The sequence below is a fragment of the Loigolactobacillus iwatensis genome, assembly GCF_003950295.1.
In the GTDB taxonomy this organism is placed as follows: domain Bacteria; phylum Bacillota; class Bacilli; order Lactobacillales; family Lactobacillaceae; genus Loigolactobacillus; species Loigolactobacillus iwatensis.
Genome location: NZ_RHNP01000002.1, coordinates 16,405 through 39,736, shown reverse-complemented (window position 1 = coordinate 39,736; position 23,332 = coordinate 16,405). Strand labels below are relative to the sequence as shown.

The 23,332-nt window shown below is 40.6% G+C and carries 23 protein-coding genes; 7 read left to right on the top strand and 16 right to left on the bottom strand.

Annotation, left to right across the window (positions count from 1 at the left end; translation table 11 throughout):
- Nucleotides 1–361: 361 nt before the first annotated feature.
- From EKM98_RS01120 to EKM98_RS01110, 3 genes are read left to right on the top strand one after another with little or no spacing between them, the layout of a single operon-like run.
- Nucleotides 362–1,339, top strand: coding sequence for a FecCD family ABC transporter permease (locus EKM98_RS01120; RefSeq protein WP_225418501.1), 978 nt, complete (start codon nucleotides 362–364; stop codon nucleotides 1,337–1,339).
- Nucleotides 1,336–2,133 carry an ABC transporter ATP-binding protein gene (locus EKM98_RS01115; RefSeq protein WP_125979902.1) on the top strand — a complete coding sequence of 266 codons (798 nt, stop codon included), beginning with the start codon at nucleotides 1,336–1,338 and terminating at the stop codon, nucleotides 2,131–2,133. The genes EKM98_RS01120 and EKM98_RS01115 overlap by 4 nt, the downstream gene beginning before the upstream one ends.
- Before the next feature lie 16 nt (nucleotides 2,134–2,149).
- Entirely contained in the window at nucleotides 2,150–3,196 is a 1,047-nt protein-coding gene (locus tag EKM98_RS01110; RefSeq protein WP_125979900.1) for an ABC transporter substrate-binding protein, read from the top strand.
- 138 nt (nucleotides 3,197–3,334) lie between these two features.
- Here the strand turns inward: EKM98_RS01110 and EKM98_RS01105 are convergent, their stop codons facing one another.
- Entirely contained in the window at nucleotides 3,335–3,856 is a 522-nt protein-coding gene (locus EKM98_RS01105; RefSeq protein WP_164512641.1) for a type 1 glutamine amidotransferase domain-containing protein, read from the bottom strand.
- A gap of 548 nt (nucleotides 3,857–4,404) precedes the next feature.
- On the opposite strand from EKM98_RS01105, the gene uhpT reads away from it, so the two are divergent.
- Nucleotides 4,405–5,790, top strand: coding sequence for a hexose-6-phosphate:phosphate antiporter (uhpT, locus tag EKM98_RS01100; RefSeq protein WP_125979896.1), 1,386 nt, complete (start codon nucleotides 4,405–4,407; stop codon nucleotides 5,788–5,790).
- Between the two features lie 110 nt (nucleotides 5,791–5,900).
- Here the strand turns inward: uhpT and EKM98_RS01095 are convergent, their stop codons facing one another.
- On the bottom strand, nucleotides 5,901–6,155 hold the full coding sequence (locus EKM98_RS01095; RefSeq protein WP_125979894.1) for a hypothetical protein: 255 nt from the start codon (nucleotides 6,153–6,155) through the stop codon (nucleotides 5,901–5,903).
- 158 nt (nucleotides 6,156–6,313) lie between these two features.
- Here EKM98_RS01095 and EKM98_RS01090 point away from each other — a divergent pair, with 158 nt between their 5' ends.
- Together EKM98_RS01090 and EKM98_RS01085 are read left to right on the top strand one after the other, a co-directional pair.
- Complete coding sequence (locus tag EKM98_RS01090) at nucleotides 6,314–7,165, top strand: aldo/keto reductase (RefSeq protein ID WP_125979892.1); 852 nt, start codon at nucleotides 6,314–6,316, stop codon at nucleotides 7,163–7,165.
- 426 nt (nucleotides 7,166–7,591) lie between these two features.
- Nucleotides 7,592–7,975: a VOC family protein gene (locus EKM98_RS01085; protein WP_125979890.1), complete on the top strand. Its 384-nt coding sequence runs from the start codon at nucleotides 7,592–7,594 to the stop codon at nucleotides 7,973–7,975.
- A gap of 345 nt (nucleotides 7,976–8,320) precedes the next feature.
- Here EKM98_RS01085 and EKM98_RS01080 read toward each other — a convergent pair whose 3' ends face one another.
- From EKM98_RS01080 to EKM98_RS01045, 8 genes are all read right to left on the bottom strand, one after another.
- Nucleotides 8,321–9,202 (bottom strand): methylenetetrahydrofolate reductase, encoded by an 882-nt coding sequence (locus tag EKM98_RS01080; protein ID WP_125979888.1) that lies wholly within the window; start codon nucleotides 9,200–9,202, stop codon nucleotides 8,321–8,323.
- Between the two features lie 615 nt (nucleotides 9,203–9,817).
- Entirely contained in the window at nucleotides 9,818–10,609 is a 792-nt protein-coding gene (locus EKM98_RS01075) for an alpha/beta hydrolase (RefSeq protein WP_125979886.1), read from the bottom strand.
- Between the two features lie 94 nt (nucleotides 10,610–10,703).
- On the bottom strand, nucleotides 10,704–11,102 hold the full coding sequence (locus EKM98_RS01070; protein ID WP_125979884.1) for a pyridoxamine 5'-phosphate oxidase family protein: 399 nt from the start codon (nucleotides 11,100–11,102) through the stop codon (nucleotides 10,704–10,706).
- A 148-nt stretch (nucleotides 11,103–11,250) separates the two neighbouring features.
- Nucleotides 11,251–12,366, bottom strand: a complete 1,116-nt coding sequence (gene mutY / locus EKM98_RS01065) for an A/G-specific adenine glycosylase (RefSeq protein WP_125979882.1) — start codon at nucleotides 12,364–12,366, stop codon at nucleotides 11,251–11,253.
- Between the two features lie 220 nt (nucleotides 12,367–12,586).
- Nucleotides 12,587–13,525: a Dyp-type peroxidase gene (locus EKM98_RS01060; protein WP_125979880.1), complete on the bottom strand. Its 939-nt coding sequence runs from the start codon at nucleotides 13,523–13,525 to the stop codon at nucleotides 12,587–12,589.
- 278 nt (nucleotides 13,526–13,803) lie between these two features.
- A complete protein-coding gene (locus EKM98_RS01055; protein WP_068225771.1) occupies nucleotides 13,804–14,295 on the bottom strand; it encodes a QueT transporter family protein in 492 nt (163 codons plus the stop codon).
- A 105-nt stretch (nucleotides 14,296–14,400) separates the two neighbouring features.
- Nucleotides 14,401–15,594, bottom strand: a complete 1,194-nt coding sequence (locus tag EKM98_RS01050) for an ABC transporter substrate-binding protein (protein ID WP_164512640.1) — start codon at nucleotides 15,592–15,594, stop codon at nucleotides 14,401–14,403.
- A 348-nt stretch (nucleotides 15,595–15,942) separates the two neighbouring features.
- Nucleotides 15,943–17,139 carry an MFS transporter gene (locus EKM98_RS01045; protein ID WP_125979878.1) on the bottom strand — a complete coding sequence of 399 codons (1,197 nt, stop codon included), beginning with the start codon at nucleotides 17,137–17,139 and terminating at the stop codon, nucleotides 15,943–15,945.
- A 480-nt stretch (nucleotides 17,140–17,619) separates the two neighbouring features.
- Between EKM98_RS01045 and deoC the strand changes: the two genes are divergently transcribed.
- Nucleotides 17,620–18,342, top strand: coding sequence for a deoxyribose-phosphate aldolase (gene deoC / locus EKM98_RS01040; protein WP_125979876.1), 723 nt, complete (start codon nucleotides 17,620–17,622; stop codon nucleotides 18,340–18,342).
- Nucleotides 18,343–18,458: 116 nt separating this feature from the next.
- On the opposite strand, the gene EKM98_RS01035 is transcribed toward deoC, so the two are convergent.
- The 6 genes from EKM98_RS01035 to noc all read right to left on the bottom strand — a co-directional run bounded on the left by EKM98_RS01035 (nucleotide 18,459) and on the right by noc (nucleotide 23,306).
- Nucleotides 18,459–19,172: a DUF1129 domain-containing protein gene (locus EKM98_RS01035; RefSeq protein WP_125979874.1), complete on the bottom strand. Its 714-nt coding sequence runs from the start codon at nucleotides 19,170–19,172 to the stop codon at nucleotides 18,459–18,461.
- Between the two features lie 214 nt (nucleotides 19,173–19,386).
- Complete coding sequence (ychF, locus tag EKM98_RS01030) at nucleotides 19,387–20,487, bottom strand: redox-regulated ATPase YchF (RefSeq protein WP_125979872.1); 1,101 nt, start codon at nucleotides 20,485–20,487, stop codon at nucleotides 19,387–19,389.
- Nucleotides 20,488–20,606: 119 nt separating this feature from the next.
- On the bottom strand, nucleotides 20,607–20,795 hold the full coding sequence (locus EKM98_RS01025) for a DUF951 domain-containing protein (protein ID WP_125979870.1): 189 nt from the start codon (nucleotides 20,793–20,795) through the stop codon (nucleotides 20,607–20,609).
- A gap of 25 nt (nucleotides 20,796–20,820) precedes the next feature.
- Nucleotides 20,821–21,690: a ParB/RepB/Spo0J family partition protein gene (locus EKM98_RS01020; protein ID WP_125979868.1), complete on the bottom strand. Its 870-nt coding sequence runs from the start codon at nucleotides 21,688–21,690 to the stop codon at nucleotides 20,821–20,823.
- Nucleotides 21,680–22,447: a ParA family protein gene (locus EKM98_RS01015; RefSeq protein WP_125979866.1), complete on the bottom strand. Its 768-nt coding sequence runs from the start codon at nucleotides 22,445–22,447 to the stop codon at nucleotides 21,680–21,682. Before EKM98_RS01015 ends, EKM98_RS01020 begins: the two co-directional genes overlap by 11 nt.
- Before the next feature lie 22 nt (nucleotides 22,448–22,469).
- Nucleotides 22,470–23,306, bottom strand: coding sequence for a nucleoid occlusion protein (gene noc, locus EKM98_RS01010; protein WP_125979864.1), 837 nt, complete (start codon nucleotides 23,304–23,306; stop codon nucleotides 22,470–22,472).
- Nucleotides 23,307–23,332: the final 26 nt, after the last annotated feature.

The window sequence follows — 23,332 nt, the reverse complement described above, 5'->3', positions numbered from 1 at the left end:
ATCCGGTTTCATTGATTGTCTAAAGTATGTCAGACAAGTTATTAAATTGAAATTAGTCAATTCCCTAATAATCGAGAATCCGGCATCATGCTATACTGAACCTACAATTAAGTACGGTCCAGTGTTAATGACATTACTCCAGTTAATTCGGTTTAAAATCGTTCTTGGTTTAAAACATATTTTGAGAAGTACTGCAGATTCTGTGAATCAACGCAAGAATTCAACTTTTCGAGGTACGTTTATATCAATATGATCGGACTAGAATGGCGCAAAGCTTAGTCACAACATTCAGTAAAATCGATCAAAGGAGGTTAATCCTATCACCAAAAAGCATGCCTTACCTTATAGTGGTCTGTTAGTAATCAGTCTATTTGTCTTACTGTTAGCTGTTTTAAGCGCGCTTTGTTTGGGCCGCTATCCGCTTTCAATTGGTGAGGTTTGGCATTTTTTCTTGCATTTATTACACCTTGGTCGACCAGTAGACGCAACAACGCAAAATATCATTTTAAATTTGCGTTTACCGCGAATTATCGCCGCAATGTTAATTGGTGCTGCCTTGGCGATTTCAGGAACTGCTTTTCAAAGTATTTTTAAGAATCCACTTGTTTCACCTGATTTACTTGGTGTTTCTAATGGTGCAGCAGCTGGTGCGGCCATTGCAATTTTACTCGGCTTTAGAACTGCCAGTATCCAAATGATGGCCTTCCTTGTTGGTTTGGCCGCCGTTTTGTTGGCACTACTACTGCAATCATTGCTGAATTCGAAAACGACAATCACCTTGGTTCTTGCCGGGATTATTATCAGTGGCTTCATGCAAGCCGTTATTGGCCTGCTTAAATACTTGGCCGACCCAGAACAACAACTACCTGACATCACTTACTGGCAACTTGGCAGTTTAGAAAAGGTCACGCCGCATAATCTTTTGCTGGTAGCACCATCACTATTGATTGCTGGTATCATTTTGTTTCTGTTTCGTTGGCGGCTAAACGTCCTAACTTTAAATGCTGCTGAGGCGACTACCTTAGGCGTTAATCTGCGCATCGAACAAGGAATCGTTATTTTATGTGCAACTATTTTGACGGCCGGTTCTGTCTGTCTAAGCGGCACTGTTGGTTGGATTGGCCTAGTCATCCCCCATGCAGCCCGCTTGGTCGGGGGGCAAAACAATGCCCGGGCGCTACCGCTATCCGCAATTTTAGGGGCCGCCTTTTTACTTATTTTGGATACAATCGCACGAACCATTAGTGCAGGCGAAATTCCGCTAGGCATCCTAACTGGCTTTATTGGCACGCCATTATTTGTTTGGTTGTTATTGAAGAAACGGGTGAATTTATCATGACAACTTTGGCAGCACAACACCTAGCTTTTGGCTACCGTTCGCAACGGCCCTTATTTCAAGAGCTCAATCTGAATCTAAAAAGTGGTCAAATCAACTGCATTTTAGGACCAAATGGCGTTGGTAAGTCGACCCTTCTAAACTGTTTAACCGGCGTTTACCAACCAACTTCTGGCCAAGTGTTACTAGATGATGTTGATCTCCACCAGATAGCGGCGCAAAAACGAGCAAAAAAAATAGCCTACGTTCCCCAAATGAGCACCGACCGAACGATGGTTAATTTCTCATTACGGGACTATGTGTTACTTGGCCGGGCACCCTACCTTAAATTACTGACAACACCATCTGCTGCCGATTATGCTAAAGCAGACGCCGCCCTAGCCAAATTAGGAATCGCCGAATTAGGCAATCAACCTTACCAGGCCGTGAGTGGTGGTCAACAACAATTGGCCAGTATTGCCCGGGCGTTACTGCAAGAACCAGCGTTAATTATTTTTGACGAGCCAACTTCTGCCCTAGACGTTGCTAATCAAGTTCGCGTTCTACATTTGATCCAGCAATTAGCCACAGCAGGTTACGGAATTTTACTGACAACGCACGATCCAAATCAGGCATTACTGTTAAATGCTGTCGTTAGTACTTTGGATAAAGCTGGTCATTTTCAAACCGGCTTGGCCACTGAAATTTTAACAAACGAAACCTTGAGTGCCGTTTACCAATTACCCCTGCGCGTTGTTACCATTCCAGAAACAAATCAGCGCACCTGTGTCGTTGATCAACAACAAATTGAAAATTAGAAGGGAATTTAGCTATATGTTACGATTTAAAAAAATTGGCCTAATTGCTAGTTTACTGGGGGCCTTCATGCTGTTTGGCGGAACGACTACTACTGCCAGCCAGGCCGCCGCAACACGCCAAGTTACCGATCTCACTGGTAAAAAAGTCACAATTCCTAAGAAGATTAACCGCGTCGCCGATCTTTGGCACGCCAATAACCAAGTTGTTTTACTATTAGGCGGCCAACATAAATTAGTTGCCACCACTGATACGATTAAACAAATGCCTTGGTTTGTTAAGGTTTACCCACAAATTTCCAAAGTAACATCACCATTTAGTGGTGATGATTTACAAACTGAAGAACTTCTTAAAGTCAAACCTGATGTTGTGCTAACCTCGGACCCAAAGCAGGCCGAAGCAGCAACTAAAGCTGGCATTCCATCCGTAAACGTTATGTATCAGAATTTCGCCGGCCTAAAGAAATCAGTTAAGACCACGGCTACGGTTTTAGGTGGCTCAGCACCAAAAGTGGCCAACACTTACGTTAAACAACTAGATAGTAATATTAGCTACGTTAAAAAACACCAAAAGAAGAACGCTACAAAACAAAAGGTTTTACATATTGTAAATCCGACTGACTTACTCAAGGTTGATGGTACAGGTACCATCGTTAACGAATGGATCAAATTAAGTGGTGGCCAAAACGCCATTAAAACTAAAGGTAACATGATTCAAGTAACCGCCGAACAGATTGTTAAGGCCAATCCTGACGTGATCATCGTTGGTAGTACAAGCTCTAAAGAAGCTTTAGCCGCCTTACGCAAAGATTCTCGCTTTACCAATTTAAAGGCCGTTAAAGCTGGTCGCGTTTACGGCAATCCGCAAGGCACCTTCCCGTGGGATCGCTATAGTGCTGAAGAATCTTTGCAAGTTCTGTGGGCCGCTAAGAAGTTGAACCCTAGTCAATTTAAGCAATTAAATATGACTAAAAAGACACAGCAATTCTATCAACAATATTACAATTATGATTTATCTAAAGCAGATGCTAACCGAATCCTGGCGGGTGAAAAACCAGCTAAATAATTTTATCGCTCAAAAAGAAGCACCCTAGCTAATTTAGGAGTAATACTCCGTAATTAAGCTAGGATGCTTCTTTTTATTGGCCGAATTTATTAGGCCGTGTTTAAAAAAACAAATTTTGAGCACTTTTTTAAACACGCTCTAGGTTAATTTTGGCAATGCCGCCACGATCGCTTGATTAAATTCAGGCAAGTCAGCTGGATTACGACTAGTAATTAACGGCCCATCAATTACAACTGCTTGATCTTTAACCTTTGCTCCAGCATAGGCCAGATCAGGCTGAACGGTTTTATACGCCGTCAAAGTCAGCGAAGCGGCCAAACCTGTTTGAATAAATAACTGCGGCCCGTGGCAAATTGCGAATAGTGGCCGTTTAGCGGTGAGAAACGCCTTAACAAAATTAACGAAACGTTCATCACCACGCAATTGATCAGGCGAAAATCCGCCTGGAATTAATAAGGCGACAAAATCCTTTGGACTAACACTATCAATTGAAGCTGTAATTCGAAACGGTGTGCCCTTTTTTCCACGAATAATTTCACCGGCACGTTCACCAATTAAAATTAAACCGTAGCCAGCATTAACCAGTGCTTCCTGCGGTGAAGTGAGTTCGACATCTTCAACCCCATTAGTAACTAATACCGCAATGTGCTTAACTGCCATTATTGTTGCCTCCCTTGTCTTTATTAGTTGCGTAATTTAAAACCTCACCTACTATTTCTCAAGGCCTAACCTCAGCGTAACAAGTCAGTTTGCGTTGTTTCAAGAAATATGCGCGCAGTTCAAAAAGATTGAGGAGTGGGCCAAAAGTTAGTTTTGGGTTTACTGCGTAACGTAAGCCAATCTAATAATTGCACTATGGTTATTGGATTAGCTGTAGTTAGGCACATGAACCCAGACTTTTGGCGCACGTTCTAGAGCAATGCTCGGTAATAGTCAGCGGACTAAGACTTTTGTCCCAACCACTGACCTAATCCGGTTTTTTTTGTACTGTTTCAGAAATACTTTTTCTGGTATTCACCATTTAATCTTCCTAAATATATTGGCTCTTGGCAGAATTTTTAGATACCGGGCCTCACTGATTATTTCACCTCAATCAACATAAAAAAGTTAACGGTCTATAAATTTTTTGCAAAAAAACACACTTCAGTGCTTATAATAGAGTGTAGGCAGCTATTTGGCCTAAGTTTAGTTACTTTGGAGGGTTCTAAATGTTACGTTACTTTGATTTAAAGCGACCGCAAAAGCTTGGGTTATCGGTCGCGCAAGAACGGAAACGCTGGTTCGGTGAGTTTTTAAAATCATTTCTGGTCGTTTTCTTTGTTTATTTCTGTATGTATTTGATCCGCAATAACCTATCCGCCGCGCAACCATTATTAGTTAAAAATAATGGTATTACCACGACTGAATTGGGCTGGATTGGGTACGGCTTTTCTCTAGCTTATGGTATCGGTAAAACCTTACTTGGCTACGTTGTGGACGGTAAAAATACCAAGAAGTTTATGTCCTTCTTACTTATTCTTGCTGCCCTTATGACTATGATCATTGGTGTTTTATTACTGATGAACCAAGCACCAGTTGGATTAATTTTGGTCCTTTGGTCACTCAATGGCCTATTCCAATCTCCAGGCGGATCAGCATCACTGTCAACCATTTCCCGCTGGACGACCATTAAAACTCGTGGCCGTTACATTGGAATTTGGAATATTTCCCACGAATTTGGCGGTGCCGTTGCCGGAATTATCGCGCTTTGGGGTGCTAATCATTTATTTGGTGGTAACGTTGGTGGTATGTTTATTTTTCCCGCTATTATTGGTTTAATTATTGGCTTTTGGGGGCTTTTTTTCGGCGCCGACGATCCCCAAGAATTAGGTTGGGATCCAAGTGAAGTTATTTTTGATGAAAAAGTTGCCGTAGCTGACACCACCGCTGCCAAAATGAGTAAGTGGACAATCTTTAAGACTTTCGTCATGAAAAGCCCTTGGGTTTGGCTACTCTGTATTGCTAACGTCTTCGTCTACGTTGTTCGTATCGGGATTGTTAATTGGGCACCCTTATACACTGTTCAACAGCTGCATTTTACTGTTGCCCAAGGCGCCAACACCTTATTGCTGTTCCAACTGGGCGGCATCATTGGCAGTGTTGTTTGGGGCCTCGTTTCTGACCTATTAAAAGGCCGCCGCGCAATTGTCTCAATCATTTGCCTTTTCTTAACGGCCTTTGTCGTTCTTGGCTACCGTTACGGCAATACACCGTTATTAATTAACACCTCATTATTCTTCTTGGGCATGTTGATTTACGGTCCACAATTGTTGATTGGCGTTTCCGTCATTAGCTTTGTCCCAAAAAGCGCACTAAACGTTTCCGATGGCCTAACTGGTACCTTTGCTTATATCTTTGGTGACTTAATGGCCCAAGTTGGTTTTGCGGCCATTGCCGATCCAAAGGCCAATGGATTGCACCTCTTTGGTCAACTATTACACGGCTGGGATGATACTTTTATTGTCTTTTACATTGCATTAATTCTCAGTATCATCGTCCTGGCAGTTGTCGCGGTTGGTGAAGAACGCCGCATTCGCCAACAATTAGCTGACTAAAGTATCAACGAAATAACTTAATTTCATAACAAGAGGCCGGGACTTTTGTCCCGGCCTCTTGTTATTTTCGATCATTCCTCTAGAACGTGAACCCAAAACCGACTTTTGTCTCACTCATCCTTTTTTATTGAGCGCCGCTTTTCTAATTGGTTAACCGCCTGAATTGCAATTGCCGTAGTATTAGTTACTTTATCCTCATAACGCCCAATTGCTTGCCGCCGGTGGCCAACCCATACTTGCCACTTTAAATGATCACCCACCGGCTCAGGGTGCTGGGCAAGCCAGCGTTTAATCTTAGTGAATTCTGGTGCTAATACTGCTTCAACAACTGCATTGATTATCGCCATATCTTTTTCTTTATCCATCTGAGCCCCCAAATATTAGCTTACCATAAAACTAAAAGGTTTGAAGCTTAATGCCAGTCTGCTAAACTAAAGAGTGTTTAGAAAAGCACTCAGATTCTGCTTTTTTAAGCTTTTTACACAACTGAATCAGTAAATACTAACAAAGGGAGTGGCACAACTTGAATAATCAGATTCCTAACGTAACTTTAAATAACGGTGTTAAGATTCCTCAGCTCGGTCTTGGTGTGTTCTTAGTTAAAGACGCTAACGAACTCAAACAATCAATTAAATGGGCGCTTGCAGCTGATTACCGCCACATTGATACGGCAATGATTTACGAAAACGAAACGGCCGTTGGTGAGGCGATCAAAGAAAGTAACCTTGACCGCAAAGACCTGTTCATTACTTCTAAACTATGGAACAGCGATCACGGCTATGAAGAAACAAAGGCTGCTTTCAATGCTTCTTTGAAACGATTAGGCGTTGATTATCTGGACATGTATTTAATTCACTGGCCAAGTCCTAACTACATTGAGAGTTGGAAGGCTATGGAAGAACTGTATCACGCCGGTAAAATTCGGGCAATTGGGGTCTCTAACTTCCAAATTCATCATTTAGAAGACCTAATGGCTCACACTGATGTTGTTCCAGTTGTTAACCAAATTGAGACGCACCCTTACTTCCAACAAAAAGGACTACACGACTTCATGGCAAAACATAATATTGCTCATGAAGCTTGGGGCCCATTAGGTCAAGGAAAGGGCAACGTTCTTAATGACCCTACCCTAACTGAATTGGCTAAAAAGCACACCAAGTCAACAGCACAAATCATTTTACGTTGGCACGTACAACGTGACGAAATTGTCATTCCAAAATCAATCCATGAAAATCGAATCCAGCAAAATCGCGATATTTTTGATTTTAGCCTATCCGATGAAGAAATGGCCAAAATCGCTGCAATTGATAAAAATCAACGCGGTAGCCGCAGCCCTGACGATACCGAATGGTTAGAAAAAACGGCAAAAAAATAAGCAAAGAGGTCTAAAGGCTTTAAGATTTGCCTTTGGACCTCTTTTTCGATCCTAAAAATTGTTTTTAGATTACCCTTTTTACCAAATTCTAGGCTTTTGCAATCTGCTATTACAAAATCAATTGGCACGAACAGAAAAGTAAATTGGCCAAGAAAATAATAACAAAAATAATTTCAAAAAAGGCCGGCATGTTCGGATAGCAATGAGGATCAAGTTAGAGCGAAGTGGTGTCGCCTGATTAATTGTTGGATGCACGCAAGCAATTCGGCCGACGTCTCCACTTTACACGACATAATGTTACTAGATAAGCGCACCCCCGATTTATAACCTCCACTGTAAATAGATAAACAATTATCAACGTGCTATATTGGGTTTATAGCATAACTTAGTTAATAAAGCTTAACCCAATTATTTGAGGTGAAAATAATGAGAATTGAACATGTTGGATTATTTGTATCAAAACTTGAACAAACCGTTTCTTTTTATGAAAAATACTTCGGTGCAATGGCATCAGCAAAATACTACAACTCGCGAACAACGTTTACTTCCCAGTTTTTAACTTTTTCAGACGGTGCTCGTTTAGAAGTCTGCACCCGGGCTGATCTCAATTCAAGTCGCTTAACTGGATATCCGCTGGGCTATCAGCATTTGGCCTTTGCTTTAGGTTCTAGACAAGCCGTTGACACATTATCAGCCAAAATTACCGAAGCTGGCTATCAACATTTGAGCGGGCCACGTGTCACTGGCGATAACTATTACGAAAGAGTAGTCTGTGATCCTGAAGGCAATCAAATTGAATTAACCGTTTAATCCTACCAAGGATAAAAGGAGAAAACGCATCTGCCAATAAAAATGATTGCAATCGGAGTTGGTAGAATTTTACTGAATTCACAAAATAAGCCGACAACGACTACAATTCATGCGATCCAAACTGCTATTACCCAGAAGGCAAAAATTGCCCTTTACACAGGTTGACCATTGGCAGACCTAAGTCATTATTTAGAACAACTAGAACTTGCTGGTATTCAATTTGCTGTCCAGTGAAGAAACCAGCTAGGTCTTAATAACATAAAGTTTGAATTTCGTAATATATTTGGTCAAAGTAAAATCCCCGGTATTGGATTTTGATCCAATACCGGGGGTAAAGTTAAAGTGCTACTTTGTCGTTGTTGCCGAAGCCTGAAATAGTGAGGCCGTTGCGTCCCAAATTCGTTGTGCAACGTAACTATTATTCATCGTGTATAGATGGACACCATCAACCCCCTGAGCAACTAAATCAACGATCTGATCGATTGCGTAGGCGATTCCAGCATCCCGTAATGCCTCTTTATTGTCGGCGTAACGCTCCATCATGCAAGTGAATTTTTCTGGTAAAGGAACACCTGCAACAGAGGTGATATTTTCAATCTGCCGTTTATTAGTGACTGGCATAATACCAGCCTCAATTGGCACATTAATTCCAGCAAGTTCCGCTTTTTCACGGAAATTATAAAATTGATTATTGTCAAAGAAAATCTGCGAAATTAAATGGTCTGCGCCGGCCGCTACTTTATTGGCTAAATGTTGAATGTCAGCAACCCCAGATGTCGCATCTTTATGTGTATAGGGATAACATGCCCCCATAACATCAAAATCACTATTTTGTTTAATAAAGGTGGTTAACTGATCCGCGTGCTTAAATACGCCTAGTGGTTCGCGGCCAGGAACTCGGTCGCCCCGTAAAGCCAAAACGTTGTGAACATTTCGTTCAGCGAGCTTTTGCAGCAAATTTAGCACATCGGCCTCGCTTAAATAAAGACCAGGAATATGCGAAACGGCCGTAATACCTAATTGATTTTGAATCATATCGGCAATATCCACCGTTGCACCATAGCGACCAGTACCCCCTGCACCCAAGGTAACCGAAATAAAATCAGGGTGAATTCCTTGAAGATTATGCAAAGTTGCTTGTAATTTTTCCGCTGGTGTTGTTGCCTTTGGTGGAAAAACTTCGAATGAAAAAACCGTTTTCTTTTGGAATAAATCAGTTAATGGCATGAAAAAATCTCCTTTATTAATTTACAAATTAAGCGTGCCTAAAAGGCGCCCATTTTTTATTAAATCGATCAGAATTACTAACAGAACTATTTTGAAACATGATTAAGACCAACAAAAAAGTCCTTAGATTCCAAAGAATCTAAGGACGATTATTAATCGTGGTACCACCTATTTTTACGCAAAAGCGCCTCAACTACCCCGCTATTCGCGAAAGTAGTGACCACTTATCGTTGGTCATGCGGTAATTAAGCGTGAACCTAATTACATACTCAAAGTTCATATTCACAACCACCCAAATCCTTCCTTGCAGCAAGCAGAAGGTCTCTTCTAATTCGGTCAATTGCTACTCTTCTCGTCAGCACATTATGATATTTAAATTAAAGTTTAATAAAACTATAGTAGCTATTTTCTAATCTGTCAAGTCTACTTTCAAGAATCATCTGCATTGATGTATATTCAAAACGGTATTTGATTAGCGTTTCAAGACTAAATTCATTGTTAAATATTGATTAAAATAGTTCTGAATTTAAGTCGTATTTAAAAAATAAACAGTTGCTCAACTTAACTACACTAGCGAACGACCATAACTTAATAAACCTTTCAGCCACTCGCCGACTAAACAAACTCGGCCAAGAACGCTTGTGTCGCCGGCATTATTTCTTCCAAATAACCTTTAGCATGTTCGCTACCGGCCAATAATTTGGTCATTGTTGGCACCCCTAACTCGACTAGCCAACGTTGTAAGTTTAGAACACCAGAAACCGGCACAAACTCGTTCAGTGAATTTACCAAAAATAACGGGCCAGTGGTTGTACTTAAGCGGTGAATCGGTGCTGCTGCGCCGGCCTGTTTAACATTATTTTTTAAATAGTTTAAAACAAACCATTTATAAAACGAATCATTGGCGCCACTTTGATTAATCTTTGCACTGGCCGCTTTCCCAAAATCTTGTTTTGTATCGGCAGCTGCAACAACGTCCTTATGGTCCTCTAGCCAGTCATCAATTTCAATAATGCCTGACCAAGAAACGGCGGGAATGCCGTAACGAATTGCTAACTCAATAGCAAGATTACCACCCGCCGAGGATCCAATTGCGCCAATGCGTTGCCGATTAAAAATCTCCCTACTTTGCCGAAGCCATTCCACCACGGCAGCCACATCTTCAATTGGTTCGGGAAAATAGGCAAGCGGCGTTAAGCGATAGTTAGGAACCACAACTAGGTAACCCAGTTGCGCCAATTGCATGGCCAAGTCACGATCCTTGGCCTTATCGCCGCGAAACCAACCACCACCATGCAAATCGATTAAGGCGCCACCATTTTGTTGCTCCTGATTTCGATAAACATCTAAGGTAAGTCCTAATTTATCTTGGTAAATAACATTCGTGCTCCGTATTATTTTAGCCATTTTTACCCCTCCATCTTGGAACAGCACCTACTTCAAGTTCTAAAAGACAAAAAAAGCGCAGCCGGTCAATAATCCTAACCAGTTGCGCACTTTGTTATTCCTGAACTAATTCGCCTGCTAATGGTCCGGCATCCAATGTATAAATTTTGTCGATGGTGATAACTCCGGCAGACTTAGGAGCTGGATGCCCTGCTTTTGCCCATTCCATAGCATTATCAAAGTACGGGCCAGTTGTGTATAGTTTGGCAGTTCCGGCAAAACGAAAACCCTTCATATTATCTAGGCTCGCCGCAGCAACGATTGCTTTGCCATTGGCCGCAATGTTGCGCATCGTTTGCTTAGCTGTCATTTCATTATAGATTAAATGTGTATCATCAAGTGCGCGTAAAGACATTTTTGGTCCAATATCTGGATTTCCTTCATTGTCTACTGTTGCAATATAGGCCAAATTATTAGCCAACATATCCTTCATTGCCTGGGTTAATTTTGCCATTTTAAATGATCCTCCTGAATTTTTTATTATTGCTTGTCGCTATCTACAAACCTTCTCTATTTAGTAGCTTATGCCAAAGCTTTTGGAAACAAAATCATTATAGCGGTGGTCAACATAAAGTACAATTATTTGTACTTAACAACTTTATTTAATCAGCTGACAAACTTTTCCGGTACTCGTCCCACAGCTTTTGTTGTACCTTGGGCCACGTCACACTTGCGAAATCATTTGCCTTAATTAAACGACCAGGGAAAAAACTTAGGTCCTGTTTAGCAGTTGTTTCTGCAAATAATAAAGTTAGTGACCATTTCTGGTGGGTAAAAGTATGCGTAACTATTTTTGCCGGTAGTAAACGGAAATTCAACCGTAAATTACTGGTACTAACCAAATAATCAGTCGCCAGTTGCGGAAGCGCGGCCGTTTTTAGATTCTCATCATCACTTAAATCTTGCCACTTCACTAGCGGGAAGGTCCATAGGTTGGCCAACATTCCCTTGCTTGAACGCTGCTCTAGCAAATAACCCTGCGGCGTCTTAATAATTAACGCAACATAATTAACTGGCACTGGGCGGGGCTTTTTTGTCCGAACTGGATAGGCCAATTCTTTACCGTCTAAATAAGCTTGATTAAATTCCTTCACGGGTGAGTGCTCACTATCTGGATTCTTGGCCGTCATATAACTTGAGCCTAGATCCATAATGGCTTGGTTGAAGTCTCCGGGCCGTTCTGCCGGCATAACTTCTTCAATAAGTGAATAAAAAACCGGCTGGGCTTGTGGTTTCGTAATATCCACATCAACTTCAAATAATCGTGAAAAAACGCGAAATGCATTACCGTCAATTGCAGGAACCTTTTCATCAAAGGCAATACTAGCAATTGCGCCAGCCGTATATGGCCCGATACCACTTAATTTTTGCAATTCAACTGCAGTATTCGGCCACTGCCCTCCATAATCGGCCATAATTTGTTGAGCTGCCTTTTGCATATTTCGCACCCGGGAGTAATAGCCTAACCCCTCCCAGGCCTTTAATAATTGATCTTCCGGTGCCGCTGCCAGTGTACTAACCGTAGGAAATAGCGTCATGAACCGTTGATAATAAGGAATTACCGTCTTAACTTGTGTTTGCTGTAACATGATTTCTGAGACCCATACGTGATAGGGATCATGATCCTTACGCCAAGGTAAATCACGACCTTCTTGATCATACCAATCTAATAATTTTTCCTGAAACAATTTAATTTTTTGTGGTGACCACTTCTCCATGCCGTTTGCTCCTTTAACTTTTATATCTGGAAAATAAACATTTAGATTCTTTATATTGGTTAGAAAAATATTAGTAAGATTATTTTAAACTATGATCTAGTATGCCATAAGTATGTTTTGGGTAGCAAAAAAAGGCCCTATTAAGTGGCCTTTTTTACTTTTGTGAACCGTATAAGTGAAGGCGCCATAAGACAGCCTATATCACAGGTTTCAGTAAAGCTTAAAGTTCCCCAGCGCTAATCTTATCTAAAATAGATTTTGAGGGAACAAAATATACCGCGCCAGTAATTGGTGTACTGAAATCAAGTAGTCGGTCGCTATTAGTAAACATGCTCTCTAACATCCGCCGCGTTACTGTGTAATGACCGTAGCCAATAAAATAAGTTCCCGTAACTTCCTTACCGGGGTTAGAAAAAGGAACGTTCATGCGAACAATCTTATGTTCTACACCACCATCATTATCCTGTGAGACAACATTGTGGGCATTTTTGGCCTTCTCCTCATCAGATAATTCTAAATCAGAATATTTTTTCCGGCCAATTGCCTTTTCCTGATCCTCAGTAGTAGTTTTATTCCAAGCCTTCATATTATGAATGTATTTTTGGGCAAAAGCGTACGAGCCATCAATAAATTCTGGGTCCTCGTCACCGATTAATGCGTACGCGGCCGTTTCACCTGGATCTGGATTTTCACTTCCGTCAATAAAACCGATGACAGCCCGACCCTCAAAATAGCGGAAACCGTGCGTTTCATCGGCCACTGTTGTTACGGGTCTGATAAATTGCATCAATTGGTCCATCACTTCATAAACAACGGCCATTTCATGTGCGCGAACGTGAAAAAATAGATCACCAGGAGTAGCAACGGCGGTATACTTAGGGCCCTCAATTTGCTCAAAATCAACTAATTCTTTAGGCTTATCTGCTGCAGGAAAGAGGTAATCCCAGGCACTAGAACCAATTCCAAAAGTAACCTTTAAATAGGCTTTTGGGTAACGCACATTCATGCTACGAATTACTGCTGGAATTCGTTCCGCCAGCTCTTGAACTGCCTCCAGTTCAGCGCCTTGGTTCTCACGTTTTAATAATAGCGTTGTAAAATTAATGTTATCACCGGCATCTTTGTAGACATCCTGTGCATTATTAATATCGATTGGCATTTTGTTCTTCTCCTTACTAAGGTTGAGATTAATGATACTCACTATTTTATTAGATTCATTCTAATTTACGTCTAAATTTAATATACCAGAAAAAGAGGTCCAATAAAAGCCTTCCCGTATTTTTTTACTAACTTGAAGAACAAATCAGGAAATCTGTTTATTTTTAGTATTTGCAAGGATACAAAAAAACAGACCAAAAGTATTGCCCTGCATTCAACTTAATTAATGCCTTAAGTTACCTACGAAGACTAATACCATTGATCTGTCCGTTCAAAATCTTATTTAGTTAAATCGATTTGGCGAGAAACGGCATAAATCAAGAAACCACCAACGACCATTGAAACCAATTCTCCAATAGCCACCGTCAAATAAGTTGGCCAAAATGGTAGGTGATTAATAACGTGTAATTCCAAGGCAACGCTCCACATTGCTAGCGTGCAAACTACAGTACTAATCGTCAGTTTTAGCGCAACAGATTTAACGTAACGGCTAACAAAATAACTAATCGTTGTCATCACTAAGGTGCCCAACGTTCCACAAACGACATCGATAACACCTAGCGGAGAAAAGAAATTAGTAATTAAACAGCCTAGCGTCAAAGCCCAAATATAGCGTTTATTAAAAACGGCCAAATGATTGAACATTTCTGCAAAACGAAACTGAACGGCGCCAAAACTATAAGGCGCAATTACAAGTGAAATTGCAACGTACAGTCCAGCAATTAGGCCAGCCTTCGTTAAGGTTGCCGTCTTTATCTGTGTTTTTTCCATGAATCTAACCTCGATTCTAGTTTTTTTAGGTGGGCATTTTTCGAACCACCGCATTAAGTCTAACATACCGTTACAACTTAATAAATCTTAGTCAGGCAGTTAAGTCTACTTAATTGCGTAGGCCTTCGTCACTTTTCCGTCAGTTAATTGTTCAACGGCAATCGGTTTTTGCGGATTATGATCCTTATCAATCGTTGTTTTACCAGTCACGCCATTAAAGTTTTTCAGATGGGCCAAACCAGTTGCAATTTTTACTGAGTTAGTTGAATTTTCTTTTTCAATAGCTTGTTTAATCATGTAAACCGAATCATAGCTTAAAGCCGAAAAAGTTGGTGCTGTTGTGTGAAATTTATTTTTGAAGGCCAGCATAAAGTTCTGAACTTGAGTATCATCGGTAGCCGTTTTAGCGGAGAACGGCGTTGTATAGTAAACATTATTTGCATTCTTGTTACCCGCGATCTGGGCCAATTTAGGATCAGCCATCCCATCAGTTCCAACGATTGGCTGCTTAATTCCCATCTGCCGCGCCTGTTTAATAATCAGACCAATCTCAGAATAGTACCCTGGAACGTAAATAGCATCAAATTTTTTTGATTTTAATTGAGTCAAGGCCGCATTAAAGTCCTTATCACCTTCCTGGAAATACTGCGTCATCACAACTTTGCCTTTATAATTTTTCTTAAAAGCTTCAGTTAAACCTGTGCCGTAATCACTGGATTTATCAGCCAGTATAACGGCTCGCTTAGCGTGTAAATTATTTTCGGTAAAACTGGCGCCAGTTTTACCTTGGAAATTATTTTGATAACAAGCCCGGAATACATACGGTTGCACCTTGCCATCTTTGTCTAAGGTATAATTTGGATCGGTTGCGGAAGGACTAACCTGTGGCACGGCCGCCTTGGTCATATTTGGAATTGCGGCAGTACCAGCATTAGTTGTCGCGGGCCCAACAACAGCAACCACCTTATCATTATTAACTAATTTTGCCGCCACTGAAGTTGCCTCAGAACTATTCGTTTTATTATCACGGATCACTAATTGAACTTTTTTCTTTTTACCGTCAACTTTAATACCGCCCTTTTGGTTAATCTGATCAACGGCTAACTGAATTCCTTGTTTTTGCGCATTACCATAGGCAGCAGCCGACCCAGACAACTCCATATTAACCCCAATTTTGATTGTCTTGCCGGCCTCATTGCCTTTATTGTTCGAACTAGCATTGCCGCAACCCGCCAAAGTGCCACTTAATAAAATGGCCGCCACAATCCCCATAATTCGTTTTGTCCCTTTTTTCATCATAATCAATCTCCCTTTTAAATTCTTTGTTATAACTAGTCGGTAATTGCTATCCCCCTCATTTTTCTAATAAAAAAACCTCATTCGATTAGGAATGAGGTAAACAGTCGTGCGCCCTCATTACTAAAAAGCAGAATAAGGGCTTAACATTTTTCATCTAAACAGGTTAGATTACTTTGTTAGGTCCTTGCTTTTGAGTAGGAGGGCTGTATTTTGATTTACGGAGGCCACCTGAACTAATTGATTATTTAATTGATTCACTATGATGACCTCCTTTCAAATTAAGATAATGATAATAGAATAATGTAATATCAATGAGCTGTCAACAACTATTTTTAATCATTTTTTAATCTAAAGCTTAACGACCTTAGTCACTTGACGATAATAAATCAAGGCGCACAATAGCATCAAACTGCCACAGAGAATAAATAGCCATTGAACTGGTAAATAATCAGCAAGTGGGCCAAACAGGAGCGTCCCAACTAAAATCATCAGGTTACTGGCGACTTGAAAAACTGCAAAGATACGTCCCATCCATTGTTCGACTGTTGTATTTTGAATAATCACTGTTTGTGCGGTCATCATATAAGGCATTACTAAGCCACAACCAAAGACCAAGAATAGATAACCGCTAAAATTTGGCATAATTCCCATAGTTGCCATAATGACGCCAAAAAGAGCAACCGAGATAGTTAACGCGTGTTGATTATTTTTGAATTTCTTTTGTTTGGTGATTGCCAATCCACCAACAATTGAACCACTTGCCCAAACAACCTCCTGCCACGTTAGATTAGTAACGCTGGCACCATAACGACGTTGGATTAGCAGTAAACTTAAAACCATGACTGGCACCATAAATAAAAAGGTGCTCAGATAAATAAATAACAAATGTTTTAAAACAGTTGTCTGCCGAACGTAACGCAGACCACCGAACAGTGTTTGACGAATAGTTGGCTGTTCATTTTCCACTTTAATAAATTGTGGAAAATGAAGACTTAATAAGCAACTAATTTCAATAATGGCCGTAACAATATCGATTAAAAACGCAAACTTTAGATTAAAATTTGCGAGAATTAGGCCCCCAATAACCGGCGCCAGTAAGTTTGATAACGACATCAAGGTTTGATTCAAACCATTGATTTGTGTGAGGTTATTTTGAGGCACTAGTTGCGGGTAGGCTGAACTGACCGCAGGCTGCTGTAATCCTTGGCCAATCGAGCGAATGGCGGCAAAGACTAATAATAGCCACATTGCTTGCTGGCCTAAACTAAACAGGATGAGTAAAATCAATGTTGCCAAAGCAATCCCACCGTCAGAAAATATAATTAACCACTTACGTGAATAGCGATCCGCTAGGCTTCCACCTATCAGAGCCACAATAATTTGTGGTAAAAGTGTACAGACTGTTGCTAGTGAAAGCCAGATACCTGAATTAGTTTTAAGCGAAATATACCAAGTAATTGCGAATCCAGTCACCATTGAACCAAATAATGATATGTTTTGGCTAAATAGAAATAGGTATGCTCGGTGTTGCCAGTTGTCTTTCATATTTTGATCTCCTTTATCAATGGCCGATCAAAACATTGTCTAATCGGCGATTCTAGTAAGTACTTACCGATTCATTTTTTCGAATCTTTACAAAAAATAAGATAGTAGCCATCTAAGTATCCTCCTTCTTTTAAGCGCGCTAGATAACGCGCTTAAAGCTTGATCTATTTGAATTTTACGTCGTTTAAGTATCCCTGAATCAGATAGTTTCATCTGATTTTGTGGTATTTATTTATTAGTCGTTTAAGTATAGCAAATACATTTAGTTTTGAATACTGCTTAAAATACCAGTGAGCCTTTTAGAAACTAACTCAGGGAGTCCTTGGAAAATTACTTTTGCTAATTTTATCGACTAAGTTTGCCTAAGTACGCTTGCGGTAATGACCCGCCAAACATGCTCGGCCGCCATCTAGATATTAATTTGACAGCGCTTGCTTAGAAAGGTTATGGTTTTCATATACACTAAATTGGAGGTTTACTATGTCAGAATATACACTTGATCAATTTGCCCGATTCATTGACCACACTAATCTACACGCTGATGCAACGCCCAGTGATATGGGAAAGCTTTGCGCTGAAGCTCGCCAGTACCATTTCAAAATGGTGGCAATCAACCAAGTTCAAACTAAATTTTGCGCCAATCTGTTACAAGGTACTGATATCCATACTGGTGCCGCAATTAGTTTTCCCTTTGGCCAAACAACAATTGCCGCAAAACTTTTTGAAACTAAAGATGCTATTGAAAACGGTGCTGACGAAATTGACTATGTCATTAACATTACTGAATTAAGAAACAAAAATTACGCCTACCTTGAAAAAGAAATGCAGACAATTGTCACTGCCTGCCACTCGCAGAATGTTTTGTGTAAAGTGATTTTTGAAAATTCTTACCTAACGAAGGCCGAAATTCAAAAAATGGCCGAAATTGCCCGTGATGTTCAACCTGATTTTATTAAAACAGCAACTGGATTCGGCCCAAGCGGCGCTAATTTGGCCGACGTTCGGTTAATGAAACAGACTGTTGGCGAACACGTCAAGGTCAAGGCCGCTGGTGGCATTCGCAACTCCGATGATTTTTTGGCTATGTTGGCAGCGGGCGCTGAACGAATTGGCACTAGCTCAGGCATAAAAATTATCGATGCGCTTAAACAACGGATGACGTTAGATCACCTGACTACCATCCAAGTACCACAGGATAACTAAAAGGCAGTAACGTCTGGTTATCAATAAAAATATTTGAGGCTAATAAAAAGGTGGCAGGACAAAATCGAATTTTGTCCTGCCACCTTTTGCATTTTCTATCTTTTATTTAAAAAGTATTAAAACATCGTTCCTTGAATATTAAACCGGCGTTTCAAGTACAAGCGTACCACAAAAGTTACGGCACCAAGTACTAAGTAAACAACACCTGGTAAAACGGCATTGAGCGGACCTGGAATCATTGATGTTACTATATAAACTAACATCAAAACAATAAAGCCACCAACGCCCATTAATAACAACTTCCACCAAGCCATGCGCTTTTTCTTTTTATCACGTGGTCCGATTAATCGCATTAATTCTTCGGAACCAAAGCCAGCCGCAAGCGAAACAATTACTAGAGATAAGATACCCATCGCTGCTTCTTTTTGTGGCTGTTTTGAAAGCATTCCGGTGATCCCATACATTAACGTAAAAATCATGAAAATCATCAGTGTGTTGTCCAGCATCACTAACCAACGATTAGTATTGGCTTCGCGGCCCTTTTTGGGACCATCAACAATCGCTTGTACACGTTCAGTCACCGTACCAAATTGTTGCCGCGCTGTTTGGCCCTTTTTTTGACCTTCAATTAGCTGGGGTAACATTTCACTGTATGCTTGCGTCTGTCGTTCCGCAGATAATTTTGTCTCTGCCAACGCCTTTTTCAAACGAAACATGTATTCCGCATTCCGTTTGGTTAAACGATCAACCATTTCAGTTGGCGTTTTTGGTGTCGGCTTGTCATGCTTTTGTACACCTTCATTACGCTTTGATTCATCTTCTTCGCTCACGTTGTCACGCTCCTATTTTTGATGATTATTTCGGCCGCAGAAATTTATTTTATCAGAAAGTATTCCGATGCTATTTTTATAAAGACAGTCTTTAAATTAGATCAGACGTGCTTAAAATGGCCCTTTACGTTTAGCCAAAATCATGTTTTAAAATTACTTTTACTGTATTTCTCCTAGCTAATTTAGTGCAACCGTACTTTGCGCCGCTTTCCAATTAGACATTAAAGCGGAATTCAATAATATCGCCATCCTGCACAACGTAATCTTTTCCTTCAAGCCGTAATTTGCCGGCTTCACGGACTGCCGCCATACTACCTAATTCATCTAAATCACTAAATGAGAAGGTTTCCGCACGAATAAAGCCACGTTCAAAGTCAGAATGAATAATACCTGCTGCTTGAGGCGCTTTGATACCGCGCTTAAACGTCCAAGCCCGAGTTTCTTTGCCACCAGCAGTAAAGAAGGTCCCTAGGCCTAATAAATGATAAGAAGCACGGATTAAACGATCTAGCCCAGACTCCTCAACACCTTCTGCTTCAAGAAAATCTGCTTTGTCAGCGTCATCTAATTCTGCAATTTCTTCTTCGGTTTTCGCTGAAACACCAATTGTTTCGGCACCTTCTTTTTTGGCATAATCCTCAATTTGTTTAACGTACTTTGATTCTTCCGGCGCCGCCATATCATCTTCAGCAATATTAGCAACGTATAAAACTGGCTTGGCAGTTAATAAAAATAACCCTTTGACAATTTTTTGCTCATCTTCATCAAACTCAATCGAACGAACTGAATCACCATTTTCAAGTACTGGTTTAATTTTTTGTAAAACGGCCAACTCAGCGAGTATGTCCTTGTCACGGGACTTAGCATCGCGCTCAACTTTGACTAATCGTTTATTAACGCTATCTAAATCGGCTAGCCCAAGTTCCAAGTTAATTGTATCAATATCATCCAGCGGATCAACCGTTCCCGTAACTGAGGTAATATTGTCGTCATCAAATGCCCGAACAACGTGCACGATCGCATCTACGCGGCGAATATTCTCTAAGAACTTATTCCCAAGTCCTTCACCTTTACTTGCACCCTTCACGATTCCGGCGATATCCGTAAATTCAAAAGTAGTTGGTACAACTTTCTTGGCCGGAATAATTTCTTGAATTCGATCCAATCGTTTGTCAGGAACTTCTACCATGCCGACGTTAGGGTCGATTGTCGCAAATGGATAATTTGCCATTTCGGCACCGGCCTTTGTAATTGCGTTAAATAATGTTGACTTACCAACGTTGGGTAGCCCAACGATACCTGCTGTTAAAGCCATTTTTATGTCACTCTCTTCTTTAATTTTTCTAATTTAAAAATAATCATCAAACCACGTAGAAAGGTGCAACGTGGCTGTCTGAAAATCAAGACGTTACTGCCATTGACGCGTAAAACATTTTAATCTTTAGGTGCTTTTTCTAAAACTTTTTTCATTTTTTTGGTAAAATCACGACGCGACATGAGCACAATGTGTTGACAGCCCGTACATTGAATCTTAATATCGGCGCCCATTCGAATAATTTCCCAGCGATTTGTCCCGCACGCATGGGGCTTTTTCATTTCCACAATGTCATTTAAATCAAACATTAAACGACCTCCTCAATGGTTAAATTTAATCGTCGATAACACCTAATATTTCTAAGATTCGATTAAGGTCGTCAGTCGATAGATAACCAATCTCAATTTTACCTTTTTCACCGTGAGCTGCAATATTAACTTTTGTGCCAAACTTATCCTGCAATCGTGTTTCGCTAACTCGCAGGTAAGGTGATTTTTCTGGTGCCACCTTTGCTGCCGGCCTTTCGGCGTTGAGTTCGTTTACGATTTTCTCTAATTGGCGGACAGTCAAACTTTCTTTTACTGTGCGTTTAGCTAATGCTACCATTTTATGCTTATCATGTAATCCAAGTAACGTTCGCGCCTGGCCCATTGACAGTTTTTGGTCTTGAAGTAACAGTTTGACTTCCGTTGGCAGAGTTTGCAAACGTAAATAATTAGCAATATACGGTCGACTTTTACCCAAACGAGCGGCAACTTGGGCTTGCGTCAGCTTTAATTTTTTCATCAAAGTTGCGTAGGCCTCAGCTTCTTCGATTGGTGTTAAGTCTTCCCGCTGTAAATTCTCTAAAACGGCAACCTCTAACATAAGGGTCTCGTCAGCTTCACGCACAATCGCCGGGATCATCGTTTTATTGGCTAACTTAGAGGCACGAAAACGCCGTTCACCGGCAATGATTTCGTACCCATTAATACTTTGGCGTACAATAATTGGTTGAAAAACGCCATTTTTCTTTATTGAATCTGCTAGTTCATTTAACGCAGTTTGATCAAACATTTTTCGGGGTTGATAAGGATTGGGACGGATATCCAGCAACGCTATTTCAACAACCGTTTCAGTTGCCTTTTTTTCGTCAAAATTATCAATATCCGCGAATAATGCGTCCATTCCCCGACCCAGACTTTTATGTTGTTTATTTGCCATTGGCTGTTAGCACTTCCTTTGCCAATTTTTGGTAGACTTCTGCACCCTTTGAGCGAGGGTCATAATCAATGATTGGTAACCCGTGACTAGGCGCCTCCGATAGCCGAACATTACGCGGAATAATGGTTTGGTAAACATTTTCCGGGAAATATTTGCGAACTTCGGCCACCACCTCGGCACCTAAATTAGTTCGTGCATCATACATCGTTAACAAGACACCTTCAATTTTGAGTTGGGGATTGAAATGTTTTTGAACTAAGTGAATCGTGTTTAAAAGTTGGCTTAGCCCCTCCAATGCGTAATACTCACTTTGTACGGGGATTAAAATCGAATGACTGGCCGTAAAGGCATTAATCGTTAAATTACCTAACGACGGTGGACAATCGATTAAAATGAAATCATACTGTCCTTCAATTGCCTTAAGGCTTGTTTTCAAGCGTGATTCCCGGGCCATTCGCGTTGTTAATTCAATTTCTGCTCCAGCCAACTGAATCGTTGCGGGCACAATATCTAAATTTTCACGTTGGGTTGTTTGAATAACCTTTGCCAATGGATACTCATCAATTAGGACATCATAAATGTCCTTATCAATTGTGCCCTTCTCAATTCCAACCCCACTTGTGGCGTTTCCTTGAGCATCAGTGTCAATTAGTAAAACTTTCTGCCCCAAATCTGCCAAGCAAGCGCCTAAATTAATTGTGGTAGTTGTTTTACCAACACCACCCTTTTGGTTCGCTACAGCAATAATTTGTGTCATGAGTGGTCCTCACCTCTTTCAACTATTTTTTTGGCAACTCAATTGTAATTCGGTACACATCCGCCAAATTCTCTTCATTTTCTTTAACGGCCATCCCAGCATCCTGATAATACTGTAAGGATCGTTTAATTGCTGCAATCGCAGACTTAGTTTGTCGCTTAGTCAGCGGCTTCTTTGCTTGTTTTGTACTACCAGTTTGTTTAGGTAATTTTGCCGTCTGTAAAACGTTTTTGATCAATTCATCCGTTTGCTTAACAGTTAAGTGTTCAGTTTTAATTTTAGCTAGCATTTTTATTTGAAACCTTGTATTCAAGGATAACAAACTACGACCGTGTCGTTCAGTTATTTCTTGCGCTAACAGCGCATCTTGAACTGGCTGTGCCAATTTTAACAAACGTAATTTATTTGCTACAAACGATTGACTCTTACCGATTCGCCTTGCCAGCGCTTCCTGGGTGAGCTCATTCAACGTCATTAGCTTTTGGTAAGCCCGCGCCTCTTCAATAACCGTTAATTCTTCCCGTTGTAAATTTTCAATCAGGGCCATTGATGCAGTCTCTTGATCGTCAAGGGGCGTAACAATTGCCGACACTTTTTCCCAGCCTAATTCAGTAATTGCCCGAAAACGGCGTTCACCGGCGACAATTTCATAGTGATCTTGGTGATATTTACGTAAAACAATCGGTTGCAGTAATCCATGTTGTCGAATTGTGTCCGCCAATTCAGAAATTTTAGCGGCGTTGAAAACTTGACGTGGTTGAAATCGATTAGGGATAATTTGTGCAGTTGGGATTAAAACAACTTTATTGGTAACTTCGGCTTTATGGTGATTATTGCCAAAAAATGATGAAAGCGCCATGATTAATACTCCTTCATTTTTGTGAT

Bases quoted from the DNA above. Each gene is read 5' to 3' on its own strand.
- EKM98_RS01110 (WP_125979900.1), top strand. From the start codon at position 2,150: ATGTTACGATTTAAAAAAATTGGCCTAATTGCTAGTTTACTGGGGGCC.
- EKM98_RS01055 (WP_068225771.1), bottom strand. From the start codon at position 14,295: ATGGAAAAAACACAGATAAAGACGGCAACCTTAACGAAGGCTGGCCTA.
- deoC (WP_125979876.1), top strand. From the start codon at position 17,620: ATGTCAGAATATACACTTGATCAATTTGCCCGATTCATTGACCACACT.
- mutY (WP_125979882.1), bottom strand. From the start codon at position 12,366: ATGGAGAAGTGGTCACCACAAAAAATTAAATTGTTTCAGGAAAAATTA.
- EKM98_RS01070 (WP_125979884.1), bottom strand. From the start codon at position 11,102: ATGGCAAAATTAACCCAGGCAATGAAGGATATGTTGGCTAATAATTTG.
- noc (WP_125979864.1), bottom strand. From the start codon at position 23,306: ATGGCGCTTTCATCATTTTTTGGCAATAATCACCATAAAGCCGAAGTT.
- EKM98_RS01075 (WP_125979886.1), bottom strand. From the start codon at position 10,609: ATGGCTAAAATAATACGGAGCACGAATGTTATTTACCAAGATAAATTA.
- ychF (WP_125979872.1), bottom strand. From the start codon at position 20,487: ATGGCTTTAACAGCAGGTATCGTTGGGCTACCCAACGTTGGTAAGTCA.
- EKM98_RS01105 (WP_164512641.1), bottom strand. From the start codon at position 3,856: ATGGCAGTTAAGCACATTGCGGTATTAGTTACTAATGGGGTTGAAGAT.
- EKM98_RS01080 (WP_125979888.1), bottom strand. From the start codon at position 9,202: ATGCCATTAACTGATTTATTCCAAAAGAAAACGGTTTTTTCATTCGAA.
- EKM98_RS01025 (WP_125979870.1), bottom strand. From the start codon at position 20,795: ATGTTTGATTTAAATGACATTGTGGAAATGAAAAAGCCCCATGCGTGC.
- EKM98_RS01020 (WP_125979868.1), bottom strand. From the start codon at position 21,690: ATGGCAAATAAACAACATAAAAGTCTGGGTCGGGGAATGGACGCATTA.
- uhpT (WP_125979896.1), top strand. From the start codon at position 4,405: ATGTTACGTTACTTTGATTTAAAGCGACCGCAAAAGCTTGGGTTATCG.
- EKM98_RS01085 (WP_125979890.1), top strand. From the start codon at position 7,592: ATGAGAATTGAACATGTTGGATTATTTGTATCAAAACTTGAACAAACC.
- EKM98_RS01050 (WP_164512640.1), bottom strand. From the start codon at position 15,594: ATGATGAAAAAAGGGACAAAACGAATTATGGGGATTGTGGCGGCCATT.
- EKM98_RS01015 (WP_125979866.1), bottom strand. From the start codon at position 22,447: ATGACACAAATTATTGCTGTAGCGAACCAAAAGGGTGGTGTTGGTAAA.
- EKM98_RS01045 (WP_125979878.1), bottom strand. From the start codon at position 17,139: ATGAAAGACAACTGGCAACACCGAGCATACCTATTTCTATTTAGCCAA.
- EKM98_RS01095 (WP_125979894.1), bottom strand. From the start codon at position 6,155: ATGGATAAAGAAAAAGATATGGCGATAATCAATGCAGTTGTTGAAGCA.
- EKM98_RS01115 (WP_125979902.1), top strand. From the start codon at position 1,336: ATGACAACTTTGGCAGCACAACACCTAGCTTTTGGCTACCGTTCGCAA.
- EKM98_RS01060 (WP_125979880.1), bottom strand. From the start codon at position 13,525: ATGCCAATCGATATTAATAATGCACAGGATGTCTACAAAGATGCCGGT.